The sequence below is a fragment of the Microlunatus elymi genome (assembly GCF_007362775.1).
GTDB classification, from domain to species: Bacteria; Actinomycetota; Actinomycetes; order Propionibacteriales; family Propionibacteriaceae; genus Microlunatus; species Microlunatus elymi.
On sequence record NZ_CP041692.1, the window covers coordinates 4,692,647 to 4,716,751 of the forward strand.

Annotated in this window: 21 protein-coding genes; 8 read left to right on the top strand and 13 right to left on the bottom strand. The window is 66.7% G+C overall.

Annotated elements, in window-relative coordinates:
* The first annotated feature begins 71 nt into the window (after positions 1-71).
* Entirely contained in the window at positions 72-875 is an 804-nt protein-coding gene (locus tag FOE78_RS21420; protein ID WP_228265941.1) for a class I SAM-dependent methyltransferase, read from the top strand.
* Positions 876-1,162: 287 nt separating this feature from the next.
* On the opposite strand, the gene groL is transcribed toward FOE78_RS21420, so the two are convergent.
* The 4 genes from groL to FOE78_RS21440 form a co-directional block, all read right to left on the bottom strand.
* Entirely contained in the window at positions 1,163-2,791 is a 1,629-nt protein-coding gene (groL, locus tag FOE78_RS21425) for a chaperonin GroEL (protein WP_143988062.1), read from the bottom strand.
* Positions 2,792-3,416: 625 nt separating this feature from the next.
* Positions 3,417-4,244, bottom strand: coding sequence for an ATP-binding protein (locus FOE78_RS21430; RefSeq protein ID WP_143984739.1), 828 nt, complete (start codon positions 4,242-4,244; stop codon positions 3,417-3,419).
* Positions 4,241-5,935 carry an IS21 family transposase gene (istA, locus tag FOE78_RS21435; RefSeq protein ID WP_210414704.1) on the bottom strand — a complete coding sequence of 565 codons (1,695 nt, stop codon included), beginning with the start codon at positions 5,933-5,935 and terminating at the stop codon, positions 4,241-4,243. Before istA ends, FOE78_RS21430 begins: the two co-directional genes overlap by 4 nt.
* Before the next feature lie 801 nt (positions 5,936-6,736).
* Positions 6,737-7,336: a TetR/AcrR family transcriptional regulator gene (locus FOE78_RS21440; RefSeq protein WP_143988063.1), complete on the bottom strand. Its 600-nt coding sequence runs from the start codon at positions 7,334-7,336 to the stop codon at positions 6,737-6,739.
* A 231-nt stretch (positions 7,337-7,567) separates the two neighbouring features.
* Between FOE78_RS21440 and FOE78_RS21445 the strand changes: the two genes are divergently transcribed.
* Both FOE78_RS21445 and FOE78_RS21450 read left to right on the top strand, forming a co-directional pair.
* The gene (locus tag FOE78_RS21445) at positions 7,568-9,028 is read left to right on the top strand and encodes an MFS transporter (RefSeq protein ID WP_143988064.1); all 1,461 of its coding nucleotides are present in this window, start codon (positions 7,568-7,570) and stop codon (positions 9,026-9,028) included.
* 66 nt (positions 9,029-9,094) lie between these two features.
* Positions 9,095-10,543 (top strand): MDR family MFS transporter, encoded by a 1,449-nt coding sequence (locus tag FOE78_RS21450; protein ID WP_143988065.1) that lies wholly within the window; start codon positions 9,095-9,097, stop codon positions 10,541-10,543.
* Between the two features lie 23 nt (positions 10,544-10,566).
* Here the strand turns inward: FOE78_RS21450 and FOE78_RS21455 are convergent, their stop codons facing one another.
* On the bottom strand, positions 10,567-11,163 hold the full coding sequence (locus tag FOE78_RS21455) for a TIGR03086 family metal-binding protein (RefSeq protein WP_143988066.1): 597 nt from the start codon (positions 11,161-11,163) through the stop codon (positions 10,567-10,569).
* Positions 11,164-11,275: 112 nt separating this feature from the next.
* On the opposite strand from FOE78_RS21455, the gene FOE78_RS21460 reads away from it, so the two are divergent.
* Positions 11,276-12,241: a helix-turn-helix transcriptional regulator gene (locus FOE78_RS21460; RefSeq protein WP_143988067.1), complete on the top strand. Its 966-nt coding sequence runs from the start codon at positions 11,276-11,278 to the stop codon at positions 12,239-12,241.
* Here the strand turns inward: FOE78_RS21460 and FOE78_RS21465 are convergent.
* Positions 12,238-13,059 (bottom strand): HAD-IIA family hydrolase, encoded by an 822-nt coding sequence (locus FOE78_RS21465; protein WP_143988068.1) that lies wholly within the window; start codon positions 13,057-13,059, stop codon positions 12,238-12,240. The genes FOE78_RS21460 and FOE78_RS21465 overlap by 4 nt on opposite strands.
* 79 nt (positions 13,060-13,138) lie before the next feature.
* Between FOE78_RS21465 and FOE78_RS21470 the strand changes: the two genes are divergently transcribed.
* Positions 13,139-14,521 (top strand): FAD-binding oxidoreductase, encoded by a 1,383-nt coding sequence (locus FOE78_RS21470; RefSeq protein ID WP_228265942.1) that lies wholly within the window; start codon positions 13,139-13,141, stop codon positions 14,519-14,521.
* A 10-nt stretch (positions 14,522-14,531) separates the two neighbouring features.
* On the opposite strand, the gene FOE78_RS21475 is transcribed toward FOE78_RS21470, so the two are convergent.
* The 6 genes from FOE78_RS21475 to FOE78_RS21500 form a co-directional block, all read right to left on the bottom strand.
* Entirely contained in the window at positions 14,532-15,293 is a 762-nt protein-coding gene (locus FOE78_RS21475; RefSeq protein ID WP_143988070.1) for a hypothetical protein, read from the bottom strand.
* Positions 15,290-15,460 (bottom strand): ribbon-helix-helix domain-containing protein, encoded by a 171-nt coding sequence (locus tag FOE78_RS21480; protein WP_143988071.1) that lies wholly within the window; start codon positions 15,458-15,460, stop codon positions 15,290-15,292. The genes FOE78_RS21475 and FOE78_RS21480 overlap by 4 nt, the downstream gene beginning before the upstream one ends.
* A 37-nt stretch (positions 15,461-15,497) precedes the next feature.
* Positions 15,498-16,721: a kynureninase gene (locus FOE78_RS21485; protein WP_143988072.1), complete on the bottom strand. Its 1,224-nt coding sequence runs from the start codon at positions 16,719-16,721 to the stop codon at positions 15,498-15,500.
* A gap of 52 nt (positions 16,722-16,773) precedes the next feature.
* Complete coding sequence (locus FOE78_RS21490; RefSeq protein WP_143988073.1) at positions 16,774-17,763, bottom strand: hypothetical protein; 990 nt, start codon at positions 17,761-17,763, stop codon at positions 16,774-16,776.
* An 88-nt stretch (positions 17,764-17,851) separates the two neighbouring features.
* Entirely contained in the window at positions 17,852-19,912 is a 2,061-nt protein-coding gene (locus tag FOE78_RS21495; protein WP_143988074.1) for a RecQ family ATP-dependent DNA helicase, read from the bottom strand.
* A 52-nt stretch (positions 19,913-19,964) separates the two neighbouring features.
* Positions 19,965-21,161 (bottom strand): MFS transporter, encoded by a 1,197-nt coding sequence (locus tag FOE78_RS21500; protein ID WP_228265943.1) that lies wholly within the window; start codon positions 21,159-21,161, stop codon positions 19,965-19,967.
* An 86-nt stretch (positions 21,162-21,247) separates the two neighbouring features.
* Here FOE78_RS21500 and FOE78_RS21505 point away from each other — a divergent pair, with 86 nt between their 5' ends.
* The 3 genes from FOE78_RS21505 (at position 21,248) to FOE78_RS23695 (ending at position 23,483) form a co-directional block, all read left to right on the top strand.
* A complete protein-coding gene (locus FOE78_RS21505) occupies positions 21,248-21,871 on the top strand; it encodes a hypothetical protein (RefSeq protein ID WP_143988075.1) in 624 nt (207 codons plus the stop codon).
* A gap of 110 nt (positions 21,872-21,981) precedes the next feature.
* Positions 21,982-23,289, top strand: coding sequence for an ISL3 family transposase (locus FOE78_RS21510; protein WP_143985362.1), 1,308 nt, complete (start codon positions 21,982-21,984; stop codon positions 23,287-23,289).
* A gap of 29 nt (positions 23,290-23,318) precedes the next feature.
* Entirely contained in the window at positions 23,319-23,483 is a 165-nt protein-coding gene (locus tag FOE78_RS23695; RefSeq protein ID WP_168207621.1) for a hypothetical protein, read from the top strand.
* Between the two features lie 19 nt (positions 23,484-23,502).
* On the opposite strand, the gene FOE78_RS21515 is transcribed toward FOE78_RS23695, so the two are convergent.
* On the bottom strand, positions 23,503-24,030 hold the full coding sequence (locus tag FOE78_RS21515) for a hypothetical protein (RefSeq protein WP_143988076.1): 528 nt from the start codon (positions 24,028-24,030) through the stop codon (positions 23,503-23,505).
* Positions 24,031-24,105 lie beyond the last annotated feature (75 nt).

The window sequence follows — 24,105 nt, forward strand, 5'->3', positions numbered from 1 at the left end:
CCACCGGTCGGGTGCCGCAACAGCACGCCGAGTGAACCGGTGCTGCGCGACGGTCTGCGATGATCGGCAGGGTGAGTGGCGAACGCGATCTTCGCGGCACCTTCGATCAAGCCGCCGACAGCTATCAGAACGCCCGGCCTGCGTATCCGGATCGGCTGTATGACGACCTTGTTGATCTTGCCGGGCTGGCACCCGACGCGACGCTGCTGGAGGTCGGTCCGGGTCCGGGCAAGGCGACATTGCCGTTGGCCCGACGCGGTTTCAAGATCATCGCCCTCGAACCGGGACCGAACCTGGCCGCACAGGCCCGCCGAAACCTTGCCGGCCTCGGAAACGTCGAGGTGATCACCACGACCTTCGAGGACTGGCGGCCGCCGGCGACCGCGGCCTTCGATCTCGTCTATTCGGCGACTGCCTGGCACTGGGTGGATCCGAAGATCGGCTGGCCGAAGGCTGCCTCATTGCTCAAGCCGGACGGGCAGCTTGCGATCTTCGGCGCAGGCCACGCCTTTCCCGACGGCTACGACCCGATCTTCGACGACTTCCAGCAGCTCTACCGCGAGATCGGCGAGGACGATGTTGATCAATGGCCCCCGACACCGCCGCGCGAGGACTCCGGTCTGCCCGAGGGCGACTACGAGGGTTCGGACTACTTCACCGCCGAATCGGCACGACGCTACGTCTGGGCACAGCAATACACGGTCGACAGCTACATCGCCTTGCTGAACACGTTCTCCGGCCACATCGCGATGGAGCAGGCCAAACGTGATCAGCTCTACACCGGCATCCGCCGGCTGATCAGCGCGCGGCCGGACGGACTGATCACTCGGCACTGGGCCTCCACCCTGACCCTCTACCGGCGCCTGCCGACTTAGCGTTGACGTAGCCCACGCCGTCGAACACCTCGACCGGGACCCCGTACCGGGTGCTTCCTGGTGTTTGCGATCCGTCGTGACCAGCGGGCACCGGAGTCCCACGGCCCGGGATCAGGGCCGGAATCGGCGGATTATCGACCAGCACGCTGACGGTCGCCGACGCGCCCACGACGATCATGAAGCCGCGCGCGTCTTGCGAATCTCTGCGACGGTGTCTGCAGACGCCGAAGGGCGGCCCCATTGCGGGACCGCCCAACGTAGGTTGTGTTGCTGGGTTGAGCGCGGACTCAGAAGTCCATGCCGCCCATGCCACCCATGCCACCGTCGCCGGCCGGGGCGGCCGGAGCCTTCTCCGGCTTGTCGGCGATGACGGCCTCGGTGGTGAGGAAGAGGCCGGCGATCGAGGCGGCGTTCTGCAGCGCGGAACGGGTCACCTTGACCGGGTCGTTGATGCCGGCGCCGAGCATGTCGACGTACTCACCGGTGGCAGCGTTCAGACCCTGACCGGCGGGCAGCGAAGCAACCTTCTCCACCACAACGCCACCCTCGAGGCCGGCGTTGAAGGCGATCTGCTTCAGCGGTGCGGCGGCTGCCGACAGCACGATCTGCGCACCGACGGCCTCCTCACCCTCCAGCTTGACGTCGGCCAGCTTGGCGGCCTGCAGCAGCGCCACGCCACCGCCGGGGACGATGCCCTCCTCGACCGCAGCCTTGGCGTTGCGGACGGCGTCCTCGATCCGGTGCTTGCGCTCCTTCAGCTCGACCTCGGTGGCCGCGCCGACCTTGATCACCGCAACGCCGCCGGCCAGCTTGGCCAGCCGCTCCTGCAGCTTCTCCCGGTCGTAGTCGGAGTCGCTGTTCTCGATCTCGGCGCGGATCTGCTGGACCCGTCCGGCGATCGCGTCGGAGTCACCGGCGCCCTCGATGATGGTGGTCTCGTCCTTGGTGACGACGACCTGGCGGGCCTGGCCCAGCAGATCGACCTCGACCTGGTCGAGCTTGAGGCCGACCTCCTCGCTGATCACCTGGCCACCGGTGAGGATGGCGATGTCGGCGAGCATCGCCTTGCGGCGATCGCCGAAGCCCGGAGCCTTGACAGCGACGGACTTGAAGACGCCACGGACCTTGTTCACGATCAGGCCGGCCAGCGCCTCGCCCTCAACGTCCTCGGCGATGACGACCAGCGGCTTGCCGGACTGGATGACCTTCTCCAGCACCGGGAGCAGGTCCTTCAGGCTGGAGATCTTGGAGTTGGCGATCAGGATGTACGGATCGTCGATCACCGTCTCCTGACGCTCGGCGTCGGTGACGAAGTAGCCGGAGATGTAGCCCTTGTCGAACCGCATGCCCTCGGTGAGCTCGAGCTCCAGGCCGAAGGTGTTGGACTCGTCGACGGTGATGACACCTTCCTTGCCGACCTTGTCCATGGCCTCGGCGATGATCTCGCCGACCTGCGGGTCACCGGCGGAGATCGACGCGGTGGCGGCGATCTGCTCGCGGGTCTCGACCTCGGTGGCCAGCCCGATCAGCTGCTCGTTGATCGCGGCGACGGCCTTGTCGATGCCCCGCTTGAGGTCCATCGGGTTGGCGCCGGCGGCAACGTTGCGCAGGCCCTCGCGGACCAGCGCCTGGGCGAGCACGGTGGCGGTGGTGGTGCCGTCACCCGCGACATCGTCGGTCTTCTTGGCGACTTCCTTGACGAGCTCGGCGCCGATCTTCTCGTACGGCTCCTCCAGCTCGATCTCCTTGGCGATCGACACACCATCGTTGGTGATGGTGGGCGCGCCCCACTTCTTCTCGAGCACGACGTTGCGGCCCTTCGGGCCAAGGGTGACCTTGACCGCGTCGGCGAGGGTGTTCATCCCCCGCTCGAGGCCGCGCCGCGCCTCGGTGTCGAATTCAATGAGTTTGGGCATGTTGCTCCGCGAGTCCTCCCGCGTCAGGCGACCGGGGCCGCCGTCTTGACTGTCATGGATGTCTTCTTCGTCCCCAGAGCGGTGCCCGCGACGGACGGCCGGGCCGTTGCGGACCCGACCTCACCGGACTTGGGTGGGTGGCACTCTCACCTGGAGAGTGCTAGCTCAATGTTTAGCACTCGACGGGTACGAGTGCAAACGGTTGGGCCAACCTTTCGACCCGATCGGGCCGGCCGCTCCGGGTTCGGCGGGCACGATCCGAACTCAACCTCCAGCCCGAACGCGCCAGTCCGCCAGGCTCCCCAAACCCCGGCGACACACGACGTCCGCGGCACCGTCGGCACACGCCCGGCCAGCACCGTCGACACACGCCCGGCCAGCACCGTCGACACAGGCCGACCCGGCGCGGTCACATCGCCACGGACTCCTGCGGCCAACGCGCCGTCCGGCCCCAAAGTCGCGTCCCCTAGCCTCGTCGTACGCGGTTGACTTCGGGGACGAACTGGATTCAAGGAGGTGTCGCCTGCCAGGAGGAAGGGACCACCGGTTTGCCATGAGGATGGGACCGGGTTCGTCCCCGGTGGTCGACCGTGGGACCGATGATTGCTGATGGGTGGGGTTCTGGTCAATCCTGCTGGTCGGACTCGGCTGGTTTGCCGGGTCGGGGCCGTTGTCGTTGGCGGTAGGACTCGCCTTCGACGACGAGTTCGTAGGCGGCTGATTGGAACCGGTCCATCGCGGATTGGGCGAGCAGCGGGTCGGCCATCATGGTCAGGATTTCGGGTGGCTCGCGGTTGCTGGTGATGATCATGGAGCCTTTGCGGTGTCGTTCGACGATGAGTTCGTAGAAGTCGCTGGTTTCGGTGGTTTCGAGGCGGTGCAGGGCGAGGTCGTCCATGATCAACAAGTCGACGCGGTGGAGTTTACGCATCTCGTCGTCGTAACTGCCGTCGAGCCGGGCGCCGCGGAGTCGTTTGAACAGTTTGTCGGCGCGTTCGGCGTGCACGCTGTGGTGACGTCTGACGGCGATGTGGCCGAGTGCGTTGGCCAGGAACGTCTTCCCGACGCCGACGGGTCCCATGATCAGAACGTTGTAGGCATCGGCCAGGAACCTCAGTGAGGTGAGTTCCTGCCATAGGTCCTGATCGAAGCTGGCCGGCGTGGTGTCGTCCCAGGCCTGGAGCTGCATCTGCGGGTCGAGGTGGGCTGCTTTGGCGCGGCGTTGGGCGGATTGGCGGTCGCGGCGGGTGACTTCGTCGGAGAAGATCATTTCCAGGAAGTCGTGGTGCGGCATCCGGTTCGACCGTGCCAACGCGAGCCGGTCGGGCAGGGTGTCGAGGAGTTGACCGAGTTTCAACCTGCGCATCAACGACTTCAACTCCGGGGTGACCTCGATCGGCTTGACCGCAGGCTCGGCATCCGGTCGACGACTCGCGCGCTGGCTCGTGCTCATGGCAACCTCCGGACCGTCTCCGACGACGAGTCGGAGCCTGTTGTTGATCTTGAAAGTGTTGGTCTCGACGTTGATCTTGATGTTGACGTTGATCGCCGGATGGCGAAGTCGCCGGTGTCTCGGACGAACCGGGACGGCGCTGACACCGATCTCGCTGGACCCGGTGTCGCCGAGTCCGCTGTTGCTGGCAGCAGCGCGGGCTGGGCCTGGATGGCTTGGGTGGTGGCGCGGGTGAGCATGCGGTCGATCAGGCCGATGTCGATGACTTCGGCTTCCAACGCCCGCCGGCAGGCGTCATCGACCGCTTCCGGGCCGTGGCGTTTGACCAGGCCGAGGAGCCGGTAGACCTGCCGCATCTTGGTCCACGGCAACGGATGCTCCAACACCTGCGCGGCATAGACACCGATGTGGTCGCCGTGGATCGCGGCTTTGCGTTGCAGGGCGTCGATATCACGCATCGCATAGACCGACTGATGCGCCGGCAGATCAGCCGGATCGGTCTGCCGACGACCAGGTCCCACCCTCGGGTGGACCTTGATCAACTCGGCCCGCCAATACAGCTTCACCGTCGCCGCATCGGCGCGGGCGGTGATCCGTTGCCCGATCAGATCGCCCGGGACGCTATAGAGGGCCTTGGCGACCTGGACGTGCCGGTCCGGGGCCACCTTCGGCCGGGTCCAGGACGGCACGTCGAACGGCGTCACAGGGCGGGCCAGCAGCTTCGGCTGCTCGTCGGCGGTGAACACCTCGGCCGGATGGAGCCGGGTCGTGCCATGGACCCGCATCCCGGCGGTCTCAGCACACCACCGCTCGGCCCGAGCCCGGCAATCGTCCAGGCCGTTGAAGGACTCGCCGGCGAAGAAGTTCGAGCGCGCATACTGCACGCACCGCTCGACCCTCGGTTTGTCCTGCGGGCTGCGGACCCGGGCCGGGTCGATCACGAACCCGCGGGACTCGGCATACTCCCGGAACGATTCGTTCAACCGCGGATCGGTCGCGTCCGCGCGGTCGACGATGGCCTTCATGTTGTCCGGAATCACCACCGCGAACACGCCGTCGAAGAACTCCCACGCCGCCTCGAACCCGGCAATCACCTCCTGCAATGTTTCACCGAAGGTCGGATAGACGAACATGTGCCGCGAATAGACCGCGGTGAAGATCAACCCCTTCGTCACCCGACGACGAACCTGACCGGAACCATGATCAACTTCGATCATCCCGAGTCGTCCGAAGTCGACCTGCAACTCTGCACCCGGCTCACAATCAGCGACTCGAACCGTGGCCCGCCGACGACCGAAGTCCAACTCACTGGTCGCATACCGATTCAGGGTCCGATACGACACCACCACACCCCGACGACCCAACAAGATGTTGATCTTGGTCAACGTCAGGCCCTGATCCAACCAGGCCTTGAGTTGATCATGATGAACAGCGATCGTCTCCCACGCCTCACCCTTGCCGTTGGGACGCTTGCTACGAACTCCACCGACCACCGCGGTGATCAACTCACTGGTCAGCTGGGACGCGTCCCCGTCACGGTCCAGGCCGTGGGACTGCGCCATCTCCACATACCGGCGGACCGTCTTCCGATCGGTGCCCGACAACCGGGCCACCTCCCGCAGACCGGTACCCGCCAGCCACAATCGCAAGATCTCTCGGATCTCGACCACCGAAACCTCCCGGAAGCTCATAGGGCCAATAGATCGGCCGAACAACCGAGACCCCGGCAGGCGCGCCAACGGTGGTCCCATCACTGGCAAAACCGTCAGCCAGGTGGTCCCATCACTGGCAAACCAGTGGTCCCATCCTCATGGCAAAACCGGCTCCAAAGCGGTCCCTTCCCGCTGGCAACCGACACAAGGAGGTTCCGGCCGCCCAGAGCACCTTATGCGTGCCGAAGCTCCTGGAATACGTCGCGGACCAACACGTCCGGCGGTGACGAGCCCATCGATCCCCAACTCGCGTTGTCACGATTTCCGGCGGTCACGAGTCCGGCCTCGTCGCCGAAAGTCGCGTTGCCACGACTTCGAGCGGTCAACCCGAGCCTCCGCGCAACCACAACTCGCATGGTCACGACTTCGCGCAGCCACCAACCCCGACCGCAACCACAACTCGCGTTGTCACGACTTCGGGAGACGTGGATCCCGACTGAATCCCGGGTTGTCCCAGCGACTTCTCCTCGCACGTCCTCGGATTCCAGGAGGTTCCGGCCGCCAACAGCGCCTTATGGGTGCGCGAGCTCCTGGAATCCGTCGCGATCCGCTGCTGTCGGTGATCTCAAGATCGCCGGATCGCCGAAAGTCGCGTTGTCACGACTTCCTGCGGTCAACCCGAGCCTCCGCGCAACCACAACTCGTGTTGTCACGACTTCCCGCGGTCACCCGAGCGCCGAGCGCAACCACAACTCGTGTTGTCGCGACTTTGCGCGGCCACCCCCACGAGACGGGCTTGGAAGTCGCGGTGTACGACGGGAGCCGGACCGGGCGGGGTGGTCAGGCGGCCGGGTGGATGCCGGCTCGGATGATGCCGAGCTGGGTGTCTACGTCGACGGTGCCGGCGGGTGACTGGTCGACGAGGAAGGCGATGCCGCTGACCATCTGACAGACAGTCTTGGCCTCGACGTCGGTACGGACCAGGCCGGCAACCTTGGCTCGGTCGATCACCCGCGTACTGATGCCGGTGAGGATGCCCTTGCACTCACCCAACGCGGACTGATCGTTGTCGCCGGGCACCTCGAGCAACGCGACATGCAGGCCGCGGAAGAAGTTCTTGTAACCCATGTAGCGACGCAGCCACTCGTCCAGCGCCTGCTCGGGATCTTCCAGCGCCAGGATCCGGTCACCCTCGGTCTGCACGTCGGCGATCCAGTCCTGCAGCACCGCCAGATGGAGATCGGCGCGCGTCGGGAAGTGCCGATACAGCGTCCCGGGGCCGACGCCGGCCCGTTTGGCGATGTCGTCGAGGGAGGCGTTGGCGCCGTACTCACTGAAGGCATCGCGCGCGACCGCAACCAGCTTGTCGTAGTTGCGCTGGGCGTCGGCGCGCAGCTTTCGACCCGATTCCTGAGCCGGCGACGTTGCTGTGGCGCGCATCACACTTCCAAATCCCTTGATAACCGGAGGCTGTCTCCGTTAGTGTATCCGGAGATGGTCTCCGATTAACCGGTCTCCACTCCGGTTCTGTCGACAGCACCGAGCATAGCGGCAAATCGGAGTCCGTCTCCGAATCAGTCTGACTTCCTCGTCACATCCACGACTTTTCTCGTCACAAAAACCCGCCGACCACCGTCGTACGGGTGGATCAAACCTCCATGAAGGATCGCTGTGACTGTTCAAACCTCACCCCGACTCGACGGCGTCACCGCCTCGCCGAGCCGTTTCCGGGCCGGCATCACGCTGGCCGTCATCCTCACCGCCCAGCTGATGCTCGTGCTGGACTCCACCATCGTCAACGTCGCGCTGCCAGTGATCCGCCAGCAGTTCGGCTTCACCCCCGCCTCGCTGAGCTGGGTGCTGAACGCCTACACCCTCGCCTTCGGCGGTCTGCTGCTGCTCGGCGGCCGACTCGGCGACGTGCTCGGTTATCGCCGTACGTTCATGATCGGGTTGGTGATCTTCGTCATCAGTTCGGCACTCGGTGGTGCCGCTCAGTCCAGCGAATGGCTGATCACCGTACGGGCGACCCAGGGCATCGGCGCCGCACTGGCCGCACCGGCCGCCCTGTCGCTGCTCACCCGCTCGCACCCCGAAGGACCCGAGCGCAACCGCGCCCTCGGCCTGTTCGCCGCGGTCAGCTCCGGCGGCGCCTCGATCGGACTGATCCTCGGCGGCATCCTCACCTCGAGCGCCTCCTGGCGCTGGTCGTTGTTGATCAACGTGCCGATCGGCATCGCCGCGCTGATCATCGGCTCCCGGGTACTGCCGGACACCGAACGCCGGCGCGAACCGTTCGACCTGCCCGGCGCGCTGGCCGCCGTGGTCGGGATGACCTCGCTGGTCGCCGGTTTCGTCTGGATGCCGGAGTACGGCTGGTCGGTCCGGACCGTGGTCAGCATCGCGATCGGAGTCGCCGCGATGGCGACCTTCGGCATCATCGAACGCCGTACGACCTACCCGCTGTTCGCCCTGCGGCTGCTCCGGGATCCCAACCGGGTAACGGCTTTGCTGGCCTTCATGCTGGTCGTCGGCGGCCAGATGGGCGGCTTCTTCTTCCTGGTGCAATACCTGCAGGTGGTGCACGGCTTCAACCCGTTCACCTCGGGCCTGGCCTTCCTGCCGCTGACCGTCGGCATCTTCGTGATGTCGCGGATCGCTCCTCGGCTGATCACCCGGTTCGGGCCGATGCTGGTGGGGCTGGGCGGCATGTTGATCTTGATCAGTGCGCATCTGATGCTGAGCCGGCTCACCGCCGACAGCAGCCTGATCTGGCTGCTGGTCCCGATGACGTTGATCGGCGTCGGCGGCGGCGCGAGCTTCCTGCCGCTGAACGTACGGATCCTGTCCGGCGTACCGGCGCGCGACGCCGGTTCGGCCTCGGGCATGTTGCAGACCGCACAGCAGGCCGGCGGCGCGGCGCTCGGACTGGCCGTACTGATCGCAGCCTCCGGGCTCGGCTCGAACGGCGCCGGCGCGATCGAGGTGCCGGCGATGATCACCGGAATGCACCGGGCCTTCAGCACGGCAGCGATCTTCGTCAGCATCGGCTTCCTGATCACCACCGGAATGCTGCTGTGGCAGCGGGTCGTCGCCCGCCGGGAGGTGGCGGCGGTGGATGCCGAGGCGTGATCGGTGTGTTGACCTCGACCGGACTTCAGGTCCTACGGTGTTGCTGACACCGCCAGGAAGAGAGTCATGACCCAGTCCAGCACACCGAGCCGGGCCAGCGTCGGATTGCGATCCGAACGCGGGCCCGTGCTCGGCTCGCTGATGCTGGGTACGGCGTTGATCGCGCTGGACGCGACCATCCTCGCCACCGCCGTCCCGTCGGTCGTCAACACCCTCGGTGGTTTCTCTCAGTTCCCTTGGCTGTTCTCGATCTACGTGCTGGCGCAGGCGGTGTCCGTGCCGATCTACGGCAAGCTGTCCGATCAGATCGGCCGCAAGCCGATCATGATGTTCGGTATCGGCCTGTTCGTGGTCGGCTCAATCCTGTGTGGACTGGCCACCTCGATGCCGATGTTGATCATCTTCCGAGCCGTGCAGGGCCTCGGCGCCGGCGCGATCGGGCCGATGGCGATGACCATCATCGGCGACATCTACACCGTCGCCGAACGGGCCAAGGTGCAGGGCTACACCGCCAGCGTCTGGGGCATCTCGTCCGTGGTGGGCCCCACCCTTGGCGGTGTCTTCACCGACTTCGTCAGCTGGCGGGCGATCTTCTTGATCAACATCCCGGTCGGCATCCTGGCCGGCTGGATGCTCTACCGGCACTTCCACGAGTCCGTCAAGATCACCAAGCACAAGATCGACTTCGCCGGCGCCGGCGCGCTGACGGTCGGCGCCTCCTTGATCATTCTCGGCCTGCTCGAAGGCGGCGTGTTGTGGTCCTGGCTGTCGCTGCCGAGCGTGTTGATCTTCGTCGTCGGCGCCGCGGTGCTGGTCGCGTTCCTGATCATCGAACGTCGCGCCGCCGAGCCGGTGTTGCCGAGTTGGGCGTTCAGCCGGCGGATCTTCGACGGCGTCTACATCACCGCGATGGCGGTCGGTGTGCTGACGCTGGGGCTGAGTTCGTACGTGCCGATCTTCGTCCAGGACGTGCTCGGCAGCAGTGCGCTGATCGCCGGCTTCGCGTTGGCCGGGCAGAGCATCGGCTGGCCGTTGGCCGCCAGCCAGTCCGGGCGGATCTATCTGCGGATCGGCTTCCGCAACACCGCGTTGATCGGCGGCGCCTTCGCCCTGGTCGGTTCGCTCTCGCTGCTGCTGCTCGGACCCGGCAGCACTCCGCTGCAGGTGGGCATCAGCTGCGCGGTGGTCGGCCTCGGTCTCGGCCTGACCACCAGCCCGACCTTGGTCGCTGCCCAATCGGTGGTCGGCTGGGAACAGCGGGGCGTGATCACCGCGACCAACATGTTCGCCCGGTCGATGGGCAGCGCACTGGGCACCGCCGTCTTCGGTGCGATCGCGAACGCGACCATCGGCCGCAGCGGCGCCACCACCGGCCACGGCGCCACCGCCAGCGGAGTGCCGCGGCCGGTGCTGAACGAGGCCATCGGCAACGTGTTCGTCGCCTCGGTCGTGGTGTCGGCGATCATGATCGCCGCCATCCTGGTGATCCCGCGCAAGATCAACACCACCGACTGACGCGCGCCCGTTGCACCCGTCCGTTACGCCGCCGCCCAGGCCGAGGTGTCCCGCCCGGTCCAGTTGACGAACCGCTCGGTCGGCGTCGCCGTCGGGGCCGACTCCACCACCGGGCCGAACGGCACCCGGCCGCCGCGCACCTCGGCCGGGATCCGCCGCCGAGACACCTGCAGAGCGATCTCGGCCAGGTCCTGGTCGGCCTCGGCCGGCTGACCGGTGGCCACGGCCAGATCCCAGCCATGGGCCAGCGCCTCGCAGAGGTAGTTGCCGATCGCCTCGGCTGCGGGCACCTCGCCGAACGGAGCCCGTACGACGCCGGTCAGGTCGTTGTCCTGCCAGGCCCGCTGGGACGCCAGCGCCCGTTCTCCATAGCCGCCCGCAAGATCATCTTCGGGCAACTCACTGATGAACGGGATGCTCAGCGCGTCGCCGCCGGCGGCCATCACGGCGACCCGATCGGCGCCGGTGTAGAGATGGCCGATCAACGCCCGAACGTCGAATTCCGGGCACGGCGTCGGCCGGTCCAGCTGATCGTGGGTGACGCCGGCCATCACCCCCTGCACCCAGTCCTGGGCACGGGCCAGTTCGGTACGGAGGTCGGGGTAGGTCTGCTCGTTCATGGTGACTCCTGGGTTGGTTGATCAGGGCGATGACAACCAGGATGTATCCCGATAAGTGACATCCGATGTCGTGTATTTCTGACAGAGTTTCATTCATGTGGGGAGCGTCTCGGTGAGGGCCGACCGCCTGTTGAGCCTGGTCGCGCTGCTACGACGGCACGGCAAGCTGTCCGCGGCCGAACTGGCGCGCCGACTGGAGGTGGATCGGCGGACGATTCTGCGTGACGTCGAGGCGCTGTCGACCGCAGGCTTCCCGATCTACGCCGAACGCGGTCGAAACGGCGGTTTCGCGCTGTTGCCGGAATTCCGGCCGGACGTCGGAGGTCTGACCGCCGACGAGACCCGCGCCCTGTTCCTGGCCGGCGGGCAGCCGGCGCTGGACCGGCTCGGGCTGGCCGGCCCCTTGGCGTCGGCGCTGACCAAACTGGGGGCCGAACTGCCCGAGGACCGGCAACGCCAGTTGGCCCGCAGCGAGCAGCGGATCATCTTCGACGCGGCCGGCTGGATGGCCGGACCCGAGCCGTTGCCGGATCTGGAAACGCTGCAGCGGGCGGTGTTGACCGATCACCGGGTGCGGTTCGACTATCAGCCGATGCCGCCGGCCCGCCCCGGCGTGCGCACGGTCGACCCGTACGGGTTGTTGCAGGCGGCCGGCAGTTGGTATCTGATCGCCGCCCACCGCGGCCGACCTCGTACCTATCGGGTGTCGAGGATGCAGTCGGCCCGGCTGTTGCCCCAAGCCAGCAACCGACCTGTCGATCTTGATCTTCGTACGCTGTGGGAGCAGCTCCGCGGCCGCTACGCCGAGAAGCGTCCGGGAATCAAGATCAAATTACGTACCACACCGCAATGGGTCGACATCGTCCGCCGCAACCTGTCGATTCAACTCATCGGCGAACCGACGATCACCAAGGTCGGCCAGGAGATGATCTTGGAAGCCAAGGTCGCCGGCATCCGCGGCACCGTTGGCGTGCTGGCGGGTTTCGGCACCATGATCACGATCCTGGAGCCGCCGGAGTTGATCACCGCGATCCTCGAGGTCGCCGACCAGCTCCAAGATCAATATCGGCGTCGCTAATCGGCGCTCAACTCTTCGTCCTCCGTGGGTGTCAACTCCTTGACCAACGGAACCACGTCAGCGATCGACTCCATGATCCTGGTCGGCCGGTACGGGAAGGAGCCGACCTTGTCGCGCGGCGTGGAGCCGGTCAGCACCAGGATGGTCCGCAGCCCTGCTTCCAGGCCGGAGATCACGTCGGTGTCCATCCGATCGCCGATCATGATCGTCGTCTCGGAGTGCGCTTCGAGCCGGTTCAGGGCCGACCGCATCATCAGCGGGTTCGGCTTGCCCACGTAGTAGGGCGCCAGCCCGGTCGCTCGGGCTATCAAGGCGGCCACCGATCCGGTGGCCGGCAGCGATCCCTCGGCCGACGGGCCGGTGGCGTCAGGATTGGTGGCGATGAACTTCGCGCCGCGTTCGAGCAGCCGGATCGCCTTGGTGATGGCTTCGAACGAGTAGGTGCGCGTCTCGCCGAGCACGACGTAGTCCGGGTTGGTCTCGGTCAGGACGAAACCGGCATCGTGCAACGCCGTGGTCAGGCCGGCTTCGCCGATCACGAACGCCGTGCCGCCAGGGCTCTGCTCGGACAGGAATTGCGCGGTCGCCAACGCCGAGGTCCAGATAGCGTCCTCCGGCACCTCGATGCCGCTGATCAGCAGCCGCGCCCGCAGGTCACGCGGGGTGTAGATGGAGTTGTTGGTCAGCACCAGGAAGCGTCGGCCGTTGTCCTGCAACGCCTGGATGAAGTCGGCGGCGCCGGGCAGTGCCTCCTGTTCATGCACCAGCACGCCATCCATGTCGGTCAGCCAGCAATGTACGGGCCTGTGCTCGCTCATGTCCTCAGTCTTGGGGCTCTGTGGGCCAGCGCCAAACCCGTGCCGTAACGATCTCTCGTTGCCGGGTTACGGTTTGCCGGTGACCGACACCGCCACCCTGCTGAAGGATCTGCATCGGGACCTGCCAGCCGGTCGACTCGTCACCGACCCGCAGGTGATGGCCGGCCTGGCTCATGACGACGCCGAGTGGGCGCCGTGGGAGTTGCCGGCCGCGGTGGTCCGGGCGGAATCGGCTCGCGAGGTGCAGCTGGTGGTCGGACTGGCGATCGAGCATCGGGTGCCGGTTATCCCTCGCGGCTCCGGCACCGGACTGTCCGGCGGCGCCAACGCCGTCGCGGGCTCGATCGTGATCGACCTGTCCCGGATGAACGAGATCAAGATCATCGATCCGGTCGAGCGGCTGGCGGTGGTCGGCCCGGGCGTGATCAACGATGATCTTCGCGCGGCCTGTGCGCAGCAGGGCTTGTGGTATCCGCCGGATCCGGCGAGCTCACCCTGGTCGTCGATCGGCGGCAACGTCGCGACCAACGCGGGCGGCGTCTGTTGCGTGAAGTACGGCGTCACCGGCGACTACGTGCTGGAGCTTGAGGTCGTCAACGGACGCGGCGAACTCGTACGGCTCGGTCGACGGACCGCGAAGGGGGTCGCCGGCTACGACCTGACCTCGTTGCTGGTCGGTTCGGAGGGCACGCTCGGCATCGTCACCGAGATCTCCGTACGGTTGCGGCAGCAGCGGCCGATCGAGCACACCGTCGTCGGCTACTTCGATTCGGTCACCGACGCCGGCGTCGCCGTGACGAAGATCGCCGAAGCAGGTTTGACCCCGTCGGCGCTGGAGCTGGTCGACCGGCACTGCCTGGAAGCCGTCGACGCCTGGAAGAACATGGGCCTCTCGGCGGACGCGAACGTGATCTTGCTCGGTCGTACCGATGCGCCCGGCGAGGCGGGTGCCGCCGAGGCGTCGGCGATGATCACGGCGTTCGAGACGGGCGGCGCGACCTGGAGCGCGCAGACCGATGATCAACAAGAGGGCGATGCGCTGTTTGCGGCCCGCCGCCTCGCCTACCCCGCGCTGGAACGTCTCGGACCGGTGCTCACCGAGGACATCTGCCTGCCGCTGCGCAACGTGCCGGCGATGCTGTCCCGGATCGAGCAGATCGCTGTTGATCATGACACCAAGATCGCTAACATCGCGCATGCGGGCGACGGCAATCTGCATCCGTTGTTGATCACCCCGATCGGCGACGAACAGGCCAAGATCCGTGCCCAGCAAGCATTCTCCGACATCATCGCCGGCTGCCTGGAGCTCGGCGGCACCGTCACCGGCGAGCACGGCGTCGGGCTGCTGAAGCTGCCCGGGCTGGCCGACGAGCTGTCGCCCGCCGTGCAGCAGATGCAGGCCGACGTCAAGGCCGCGTTGGATCCCTACGGAATCCTCAACCCCGGCAAGGCAATCGTCTGATCCGGGTCGGTCAGCGAGCAGTGATCAGCAGCGGCTGGCCGTCCGGGTCGGTCACCTCGATCCCGGACTCGCCGGTGTCGACGTGCCGGGTCGCGAACCCGGCGGACCGCAGCAATTCGTCGACCGCGTCGAGGTCCTGCTCGATCTCCAGGCCGACCAGGTAGCGATCGGGTCCGCCGACGATCGGATGCAGGCAGATCACACCGGAGGATTCGCTCGCCTGCAAGCGAATCCGGTCATCCGGCCCGCCCGCCGGGTCGACCGCCGCGAAGCCCAGCTCGGCGAACGCGCTCCGGGTCGTCTCGACGTCGTCGGTGTAGCAGTGTCCGACCACGGTGACCGGCCCCGGCTTCGGATCGGACACCTGATAGCCGTACGGATCCGACTGCTGTTCGTTGATGCTGATCGTGCGCTCTCCAACCGTCATCGTCGCCTGTCGGCCGAACGCCTCGTCCCAGACGTCCACGGAAATGTTCCCGTCGGCACGCAACTGCTCGGCCAGCGCGATCAGGTCGGGGGTGATCACGATCACGTCGGTGGTCCCTGGCTCCGCGGTGGTGCCGCCGAGCTCCCCTGCCCCGTGGATGCTGATCGATCCGGCGGCGCCCTGCAGCTCGTACCAATTGCCGGCGGAGTTCGACACCCGCACGCTCAGCCCCAGCAGCGACAGGAAGTCGACCAACGCGGTGGGATCGGCGGAGAAGCGGAACGCCGACACCTCCAGGGTTTGGGTGACTCGTGCGGACCCGGTCCGGCCCTGGTTGGTGATCATGACTTCTTTCCCTTCGTCGTCGAAGCATTCAGGTAGGCCGTGAGCGCGGACTCGACCAGCGCCGACAGGCTGCTGCCGTCATCGATGGCCCGGTGCTTGACCTCGCGCACCAGGTCCTGCGGTAGATAGACGTTGAACTGCACCTTGGGTGCGCTCTGCTCGGTCATGCGAGGATGCTAGCATCCTAGCTGCCGCGCGTGAAGGTCACCTTTGCAGCAGGGCCTGAATCGCCCGAACCGCGACCGCGACCTCGGCGAAGCTGGTGGACAGTGGCGAGAGTCCGAGCCGCAGGCCATCCGGCTGGCGGTAGTCGGGCAGGATCCCGCGCCGCCACAACTGGTCCTTGATCATCCGGAAGTCGCGATGGGTGATCATGATGTGGCCGCCGCGATGATCGTGATCACGCGGTGAAGCGAGCTGCACGTCCAGCGGGGCCAGGTGCTCGTCGACAAGCCCGACAGCGAAGTCGGTCAACGCCAGCGACTTGGCCCGGATGGCGCCGATGCCGACCTCGTTGATCATGGATACCATCTGCCGCATCGGTACCATCCCGAGGATCGGCGGCCCACCGGTGAGGTAGCCGCGGATGCCGCGATGCGGCTCGTACTCGGGCCCCATCTCGAACGGCTCGGCGTGGCCCATCCATCCGTGCAGCGGCTGCCGGGTCCGGTCCTGATGTCGCGTGGCCACATACCCGAAGGCGGGCGAACCCGGTCCACCGTTCAGGTACTTGTAGCTGCACCCGACGGCGAAGTCGGCGTCCCACTCGTCCAACTGGATCGGCACCGCACCGACCGAGTGACAGCAGTCCCACAACACCAGACCGCCGGCGCCGTGGACGATCTCGGTGATCAACTTCGCCTCGGCGACGTAGCCGGAGAGGTACGACGCGTGGCTGGCCAGGAACAGTGCGGTGCGCTCGTTCACCGCATCGCGGACCTGGTCCGGAATGATGCCGAATCCGAGGTCGGACCGGATCCAGACCACCTCCAGACGGAGTTCGGAGGCGATGCCCTCGAGCAGGTAGCGATCGGTCGGGAAATTGTCCACGTCGAGCACGATCTGATCCCGCACCGGATCGGCCAGCGACAGCGCCGCGCGGGCGAGCTTGTAGATCGCCACCGAGGTCTGGTCGGCAACGTAGGTCTGTCCCGGCGCGGCACCCAGCGCGGCCGCGGCCAGCTCGTCGCCGACGACGGTCGGCCAGTCCAACCACGCCTCGTCCCAGCTGCGTATCAGCCGGGTTCCCCAATCCTGCTTGATGAAACCACTCATCACCTCCGGCAGATCCGCGGTCGGCCGACCGAGCGAGTTGCCGTCGAGGTAGGCCACCATCGAGTCGTCCTCCGGCGGCACGAAACGGCGCCGGTAGGCGGCGAGCGGATCTTGATCATCGAGCTCGGCAGCCCGGTCGGTCATCTCAGCCATGCCCCTGACGGTAGCCCTCGATCCACGTCACCGACCCCGGAGTGCCGCGAGTTCACAACGGCCAGTCGATGCCGTAGATGCCCACCCAGCCGGGCTCCGCGGCGACCATCAGGTTGTTGATCACCAGATGATGCGACCGGCCGTCGTTGGTCCGCAGCACGGCCGCGGTCAACAATCGCGCGTCCGCCGGATCGGCTCGCCGGACGACAGCCAGAAAATCGGCCAGCACCTGCAGATCATCGAAGTCCGCCTCGATCCGGCCGATTCCGTCCTGCTGGCCGATGATCGTGATCGTGCCCTCGTCCCCGAGCACGGTGGCGTCGACGTCGTCGCAGTCCCGTTCGGCTCCGGCGTCGGCGCAGTCGTAGCCGAGATCGTCGAGAATCCCGGCCGCTGCGTCGGCGCTGAGCGGCAGGATCCGTGGAGCCAGGAACCGTCCGTCGCGGTCGCCGGTGCTGTTCAGCCGCAGCGAGAATTCGTTGCCGTACTGGTCGGCGTTGGTGCTCACGGTCCCACTCCAGCCGCGGGCCGAGGTGGTGTCGACGGTCACCGGACCGTTCCGGGCAGCGGCTCGATCGACTCCGCCCAACACCTGGTGCACCGTCGCGGCGTCCATGGCGGTCGACGCGATGATCTTGACCTGTCGCCGGAACTCCACCGAGTCGCCGTTGTCGTAGGAGCCGCCGTCGAGGCTGATGCCGACGATCGCACCGTGCACCGTACGGAATCGCAGGTCGACCCAGAGATCATCGTCGTAGCGGTAACAGCCGGTGATCGCCAACCGCCGCGACGATTCGATCAGGCAGTCGTAGCCGGCGCCGGTCAGCGTGGCGGCGACGTCGGCCCGCTGTTGTTTCGGCAGCACCACGGTCGGGTCATCCGCCGGAAGTGTCGACGTCTCGGGTGCACTGAGCGCGCTCAGCTCGGCTGAGATGCGGTCGATGTTGCTGATCAGCAAGCCGATGCCGAGCAGTTCACTGGCGCGGACCAGTCCGGCGATGATGACCAACGCGATGATCGATCGCGGCCACCGAGCGCGCATGCAGTCCCCTTGATGTGAACGGCTCCTCAGACGATGGCGTACATCATCTCCGAAGAAACGCCGCCATCTGCGATCGATGCCTGATTCGTTACGGCAGCTGGTGGATCGCGAACGGCAGCACCTCACTCGCACCGGCGTCTGTGAGCAGCTTGCCGGCGACGGTCATCGTCCAGCGGGTCCGGACGGTGTCGTCGACCAGAAGCACCGGGCCGTCGAGCCGGACCCCGGACTGAAGTCCGAGACCGGCCAGGAGTTCGCGGACGCGTACACCGGAGGCTGCGTCGTCGGTCGGCGTGGGTCCGGTGATCATCAAGGCGTCGCTCAGCGGCAATCGACCGACCGTGGCCAAGTGGCCGGCGACGGAGTTGATCAAGGTCGGGAACCGTCGCGACGGCATCGGCACCACCGCGGTCGGTCGGCGCCAGTGCCGCGACCAGCGCTTCAGCACCTCGACTGCGGCATCCAGAATCTCCTGCGGGGCTTCGACATCGCGGCGCCACAGGTGATCAAGCGTGTCCTGCCAGGCCGGATCATCGGCGTACGCGATGGCCCGACCCTCGTCGAGGAAGTTGATCTTGCCCTTGACGCCGTCGATCCTGGACGGCCACAGCTTGCGCGGTTCGATCATCACGTCCAGGCCGCGGAAGAACCGCTGCGCCGACTGCACCGTCTCGGTCGCTGGGTGTGCGCCGGGTTCAGGCAGCCGGCCGGTGCAGACCGAGCACCGGCCGCACGGTGTGGGATCGGGATCGTCCAACGCCTGTTGCAGAAACTGCATCAGGCAGCCCTCGCCGTGGGCGTAACTTCGCATCAGATCGGCCTCGGCCGACCGGACCCGGCGCAGCTCGGCCCACTTGCGCTGGTCGTAGGTCCAGCCCTTGCCGGTCGACACCCAGCCTCCGGTGACCTTCTGCACCGCATCGTCCACGGCGATGATCTTGAGCAGGGTGGACAGCCGGCCGGGCCGGATGCCGGTCGCAGTGCTGATGGCGCTCTCACTCAGCGGCTCGTCGGTGATCAACTCCAGCACCCGATCGACCTGATCCGGATCGGGAATGCCGGCCGTTGCGAAGTAGTCCCAGATCCGTTCGTCGGCCTTCGACGGCACCAGCACCGCGACCGCCTCGTCGAGGGCGCGGCCGGCGCGGCCGACCTGCTGGTAGTAGGCCACAGGCGAGGCCGGCGAGCCCAGGTGAATGCAGAACGCAAGATCGGGTTTGTCGTAGCCCATGCCCAGCGCCGAGGTCGCCACCAGCGCCTTGATCTTGTTGTCGCGAAGCCTGTCCTCCAACTCGGTACGGTTCTCGGTCTGCCCGGTGTACGCGGCCACGTCGAGTCCCTGTTCGGTCAGGAACCCGGCCACTCGATCGGCTTCGGCGACCGTCAGCACGTACACGATTCCCGAACCAGGCAAGGACTTGACCGCCTCGGCAACCCAGGCGTAGCGCTCCAGCGGCGACAACTCCGGCACCACCGCCAGCCGAAGGGAGGACCGGGCCAAAGACCCGCGGAGGGTGACGGTTTCGGCGCGGTCGGCCGCGTCGGCGGAGAGCTGACGCGCCACATCAGCGGTCACCCGTTCGTTGGCAGTTGCGGTGGTGGCCAGCACCGGCGTGCCCGGCGACAGCGACAACAGGGTCCGGGTGAGGCGTTGATAGTCCGGCCGGAAGTCGAACCCCCAGTCCGAGACACAGTGCGCCTCGTCGATCACCAGCAGCCCGCAGGCCGCCAGCAGGCCGGGCAGCCGTTCGGCGAACCGCGGATTGCCCAGCCGCTCCGGAGACACCAGCAGCACGTCCAACCGATCGGCGTCCAACGCGGCGAAGATCTCGTCCCACGCCTCGAAGTTGGTCGAGTTCACCGTGGCCGCGCGGAGGCCGGCCCGTTCGGCGGCGGCGATCTGATCCCGCATCAGCGCCAGCAGTGGCGACACCACCAGCGTCGGTCCCCCGCCGGCCGCCCGGATCGCCGCCGTGGCACCCCAGTAGACGACCGACTTGCCCCAGCCGGTGGCCTGCACCAGCAGCACTCGGCTGCGGTCGTCGACCAGCGCCTCGACCGCACGCCGTTGATCTTCGCGGGGTTCGGCGCCGGGCCCGGCGGCTGCCTTGACGGTCGCGGTCAGCGTTTCAGCGGTCGTCTGCGTCATGCGAGCCATCCTGCCCCGGCCGTCGGACAACTCCCCCCTCGTCATCCACAGGTCAGGTCGAGCGGGGCGTCAGGACGGGTGCGGTACGGGGCATCCGGGCTGAGGCGGCTACCCCGACGAGGAGGAGGGTGGCGCCGACGGCGAAGGCCGCGGGATACGAGACGCGGTCGGACAGGGCGCCGGCCACCAGCGGGCCGACGATGGCGCCGATGTCGGAACACATCGAGAAAATCGCCACCGGACGTCCCGCCCTCCCGCCGGCCGCATCACCGACGGCAGCTGCGGGCGCCGTACCGAGGAAAGCGGATGCGGCGCCGTACCCGCACAGGGCCAGGCCGAGCAGCCAGATGTTCGGCGCGAACGCGACGATCATGATCATCGCGGTGGCCAGAGCGCCGCCGATGATCATCGCCGGTCGACGACCCACCGTGTCGGAGAAACGGCCGGCCGGACCGAGCATGATCGTTTGCACCACCGCGGCACAGGCGAAGGCGATCCCGGTCCAGGCCGGTTTGCCGTGCAGGACCTCGACGATCAACACCGGCACCAATGCTGAGCGGACCCCCATCGACGTCCAGCCCTGGGCGAGATTGGTCAGGCAGGCCGCCTGATATCGCTTGTCTGCAACGACTTCCCGGAACGGAACCGGCGGTTGCTCCGTGCCACCCAGCTGCTGCCCGGAGGTGTGCAACAGCAGCAACCCGACCGTGCCGGCAACGATCAAGGTGCCGGCATAGAAGACAAACGGAGCGGTCAGCGAGATCGTCGCCAGTACGCCACCGACCGCGGGCCCGGCCATCCCACCCAACAGGAATCCGCCCTGATAGATGCCGGTGGCGCGTCCGCGGCGATCAGCCGGAACCGAGGTCAACAACAACGTCATCGCCGACACGGTGAACATCGCCGAACCGATGCCACCCAGCCCCCGCAGGATCAACAACTGCGGATAGTCCTGCGCCAACGCGGTCAGTCCGCTGGACACCGCGACGATGTAGATGCCGATGCCGAGCACCAGCCGCTCGCCCAGCAGGTTGATCAACCGCGGGCAGAACGGGCTGCAGATCAGCCGCATCAGGGCGAACGCCGACACGACTGCGCCGACCTCGAAATTGCCGACCCCGAAGGACGCCGCGTAGACCGGCAGCACCGGTAGCACCACGCCGAAGCCGACCATCACGCAGAACGCGATCACGCCCAGCACGAAGACCTCGCGTGGCATGCCGACGAACCGGGAACGGGTGCTGATCACGCGCCCAGAGCGTACGCGATGGGCCCGGGAGGAGGATCTCGGCGGCTTCAGCCGCGCACACTCGGAGCCGACGCGAGTGCTGCAGAATGAACCTGTCGCCCGACACGACCGTGCGCTGGGCGAGGTCGGGGGTGACGATGCGTATCGATCAGTATTTCGACGTCATCTATGACCTTCTTGGCATCGCGTTGTTGTGCGGTCTGGCGATCGCGCTGGTACGCGGCGTCGTGATCAGTCGGCGGCACGCGGTACCGGCGGATGCACGACACGGACGGGGAGTCGCGCTGATTGCCTTCGGTACGGCGTTGGCGTTCGGCGGCGGCCTGTTCGCCGATGCCCAACTGAAGGATTCTCGCTGGTTCCAGCAGGTCCGGTTCGGGATCTACTTCCTCGGGTTTGCGTTCGTGGTGGCCGGACTGGTTGCCGTGCTGCGCGCGTCACTCGGACCGGACGGGCGCGGTGCGCGGCGCTGGTCTCTGCTGCTGTGGATTCTCTATCTGGCATCACTTGTCGTTGCCGGCATCCTTCTCGTCGCGCCGGCAACGTTCGTGCTGAATCAGTACGGCGACCAGGTGCAGCGGCCCCTTTATTGGGCACCGCTTCTGATAGCGACGGCAAGCGGCGCCGTCGCCCTCGGGCTTGCCCGCCGCGGTCGGTCAACCGACGACGCGCACCGGCCGCAAAGCGGCTCTTCGCAGTTGAGGGTGTAGCTGGGATGTGATCAAACGCGCTCGAGTGGCGGCGCGTCGGTGAGCTGGTGGGTGTCGGGGTCTTTCGATGATGGAGGTTCTCACACCGGCCCATCGGAAAGACCCCGACGTTGCACAACGCTACCTTCCAGTGCCCTGATCTGACCACGTTCTGCCGGCTCGACGCGCTCGGGCTTCAGGTCGTCGGTCAGCGGCTCGAAGCCGGCCGGGCCGAGCTGGCCTGCCGGGTCGTCGATGCTGATGATTGGTGTCACCGCTGCGGCTGTCAGGGCATTGCCCGCGACAGTGTGGTGCGGCGGCTGGCGCACGAGCCGCTCGGGTGGCGGCCCACCACGTTGGTCGTCACGGTCCGCCGGTACCGCTGTACGGGCTGCGGGCATGTGTGGCGCCAAGACACCAGCCGGGCGGCCGAACCACGAGCCAAACTGTCGCGAGCTGGTTTGCGGTGGGCCTTGGAAGGGATCGTGTGTCAGCACCTGACGGTGGCCCGGATCGCCGAAGGACTCGCGGTGTCATGGAACACCGCCAACACCGCGATCCTGGCCGAAGGCAAGCGGGTCTTGATTGATGATCCGGCCCGGTTCGACGGTGTGCGGGTGATCGGGATCGACGAACACTCCTGGCGGCACACCCGCCACGGGGACAAGTTCGTCACCGTGATCATCGACATGACGCCGGTGCGGGATCGGAGGGGACCCGCGCGGCTGCTGGACATGATCGAGGGCCGCTCCAAGCAGGTGTTCAAGACCTGGCTGAACGATCGACCACAAGCCTGGCGCGACCAGATCGAGGTCGTCGGCATGGACGGGTTCACCGGCTACAAAACCGCGGCCACCGAGGAACTACCCGAGGCGGTCACCGTGATGGACCCATTCCACATGGTCCGCCTGGCCGGGGACGCGTTGGAACAGTGCCGGCAACGGGTCCAGCAGCAAACTCTGGGCCACCGCGGCCGCAAGGGTGATCCTCTCTACAGTGCCCGCCGGACCCTGCTCACCGGGCAAGATCTCCTCACCGACAAACAACGTGACCGACTGGCCAACCTGTTCGCCACCGACCGGCATGTCGAGGTCGAAGTGACCTGGGGCATCTACCAACAGGTGATCGCTGCCTACCGGGCGCCCGACCGGACGGCCGGGAAGATGATCATGAAACGAGTCGTCGACGCGATCTCCGACAACGTTCCGGCCGCGCTGGTCGAGATCGGCAAACTCGGCCGCACCCTGAAACGCCGCGCTGCTGACGTGATCGCCTACTTCGACCGGCCCCACACCTCCAACGGACCTACCGAAGCGATCAACGGCCGCCTCGAACACCTCCGCGGCTCCGCCCTCGGATTCCGCAACCTCACCAACTACATCGCCCGTAGCCTGCTCGAAGCCGGAGGATTCAGACCCCAACTACACCGTCGATTCTGAAGAGCCCGCAAAGCTCGCGTGCGGGTTGGGTGGCCGGCTTCGCGATCCTGATCTTCGTGGGTCTGCTGCGCGAGTCGAAGATCCTGCCCGATCTCGGCGATCCGGTCGCCAATCTGGCGGTGGCTTTCGTACCGTTCGTGGCAGCCAGCGTGATGCTGATCATCGGAGCCCGATCGGCGGCGGGACGAAACTAGGACACTCGACCGGCCGCGCTCACCGGCGGCTGGCAGTGCGACTCGATCGCCAACCCGCGACGATCACGGCACGGGCCATCACGATCAGCCCGGCGGCGGTCAGCACGCCGCCGATCGCCGTCACGGCAGCGAGGATCGAGACGATGGTCGCGTCGTCGACCACGCCGAGATAGCGGTAGACCAGCCATTGATAGACGAAGCGGCCGAGCAGCCCGAGCAAGATCAACACCGTACCGATCATCGTCAGCATCCGGGAGCCCTTGCGGGCAACGGTGATCCACAGCGACAGCCCGACCACGGCGACCACCACGACCACGACCGAGCCGACGACGAACACGGTGGACTTCGTCCCGTACGCGCTGCCCAACGATCCGGTGAAGGAGTACAGGATCATGGCGAGGAACACCAGCACGACTCCCGCGACACCGAGGGTGCGGGTGCTGCCCCGCGAGAGGCGCAGGGTGATCATGACCACCGCTATCACGAAGCAGACAACGATGAGTGCTGCGGAGAGAAACTCCGCGGCCGGAATCCAGGATGAAACCATCGATGCCGACCCTAACGCGTCGGTGGACCGAATTCGCGCAGTTGTCGACCGACATCCCGCCGTTCGGGCGATACG

Bases quoted from the DNA above. Each gene is read 5' to 3' on its own strand.
- groL (WP_143988062.1), bottom strand. From the start codon at position 2,791: ATGCCCAAACTCATTGAATTCGACACCGAGGCGCGGCGCGGCCTCGAG.
- FOE78_RS21430 (WP_143984739.1), bottom strand. From the start codon at position 4,244: ATGAGCACGAGCCAGCGCGCGAGTCGTCGACCGGATGCCGAGCCTGCG.
- istA (WP_210414704.1), bottom strand. From the start codon at position 5,935: ATGAGCTTCCGGGAGGTTTCGGTGGTCGAGATCCGAGAGATCTTGCGA.
- FOE78_RS21440 (WP_143988063.1), bottom strand. From the start codon at position 7,336: ATGCGCGCCACAGCAACGTCGCCGGCTCAGGAATCGGGTCGAAAGCTG.
- FOE78_RS21450 (WP_143988065.1), top strand. From the start codon at position 9,095: ATGACCCAGTCCAGCACACCGAGCCGGGCCAGCGTCGGATTGCGATCC.
- FOE78_RS21455 (WP_143988066.1), bottom strand. From the start codon at position 11,163: ATGAACGAGCAGACCTACCCCGACCTCCGTACCGAACTGGCCCGTGCC.
- FOE78_RS21465 (WP_143988068.1), bottom strand. From the start codon at position 13,059: ATGAGCGAGCACAGGCCCGTACATTGCTGGCTGACCGACATGGATGGC.
- FOE78_RS21475 (WP_143988070.1), bottom strand. From the start codon at position 15,293: ATGATCACCAACCAGGGCCGGACCGGGTCCGCACGAGTCACCCAAACC.
- FOE78_RS21480 (WP_143988071.1), bottom strand. From the start codon at position 15,460: ATGACCGAGCAGAGCGCACCCAAGGTGCAGTTCAACGTCTATCTACCG.
- FOE78_RS21485 (WP_143988072.1), bottom strand. From the start codon at position 16,721: ATGGCTGAGATGACCGACCGGGCTGCCGAGCTCGATGATCAAGATCCG.
- FOE78_RS21490 (WP_143988073.1), bottom strand. From the start codon at position 17,763: ATGCGCGCTCGGTGGCCGCGATCGATCATCGCGTTGGTCATCATCGCC.
- FOE78_RS21495 (WP_143988074.1), bottom strand. From the start codon at position 19,912: ATGACGCAGACGACCGCTGAAACGCTGACCGCGACCGTCAAGGCAGCC.
- FOE78_RS21505 (WP_143988075.1), top strand. From the start codon at position 21,248: ATGAACCTGTCGCCCGACACGACCGTGCGCTGGGCGAGGTCGGGGGTG.
- FOE78_RS21515 (WP_143988076.1), bottom strand. From the start codon at position 24,030: ATGGTTTCATCCTGGATTCCGGCCGCGGAGTTTCTCTCCGCAGCACTC.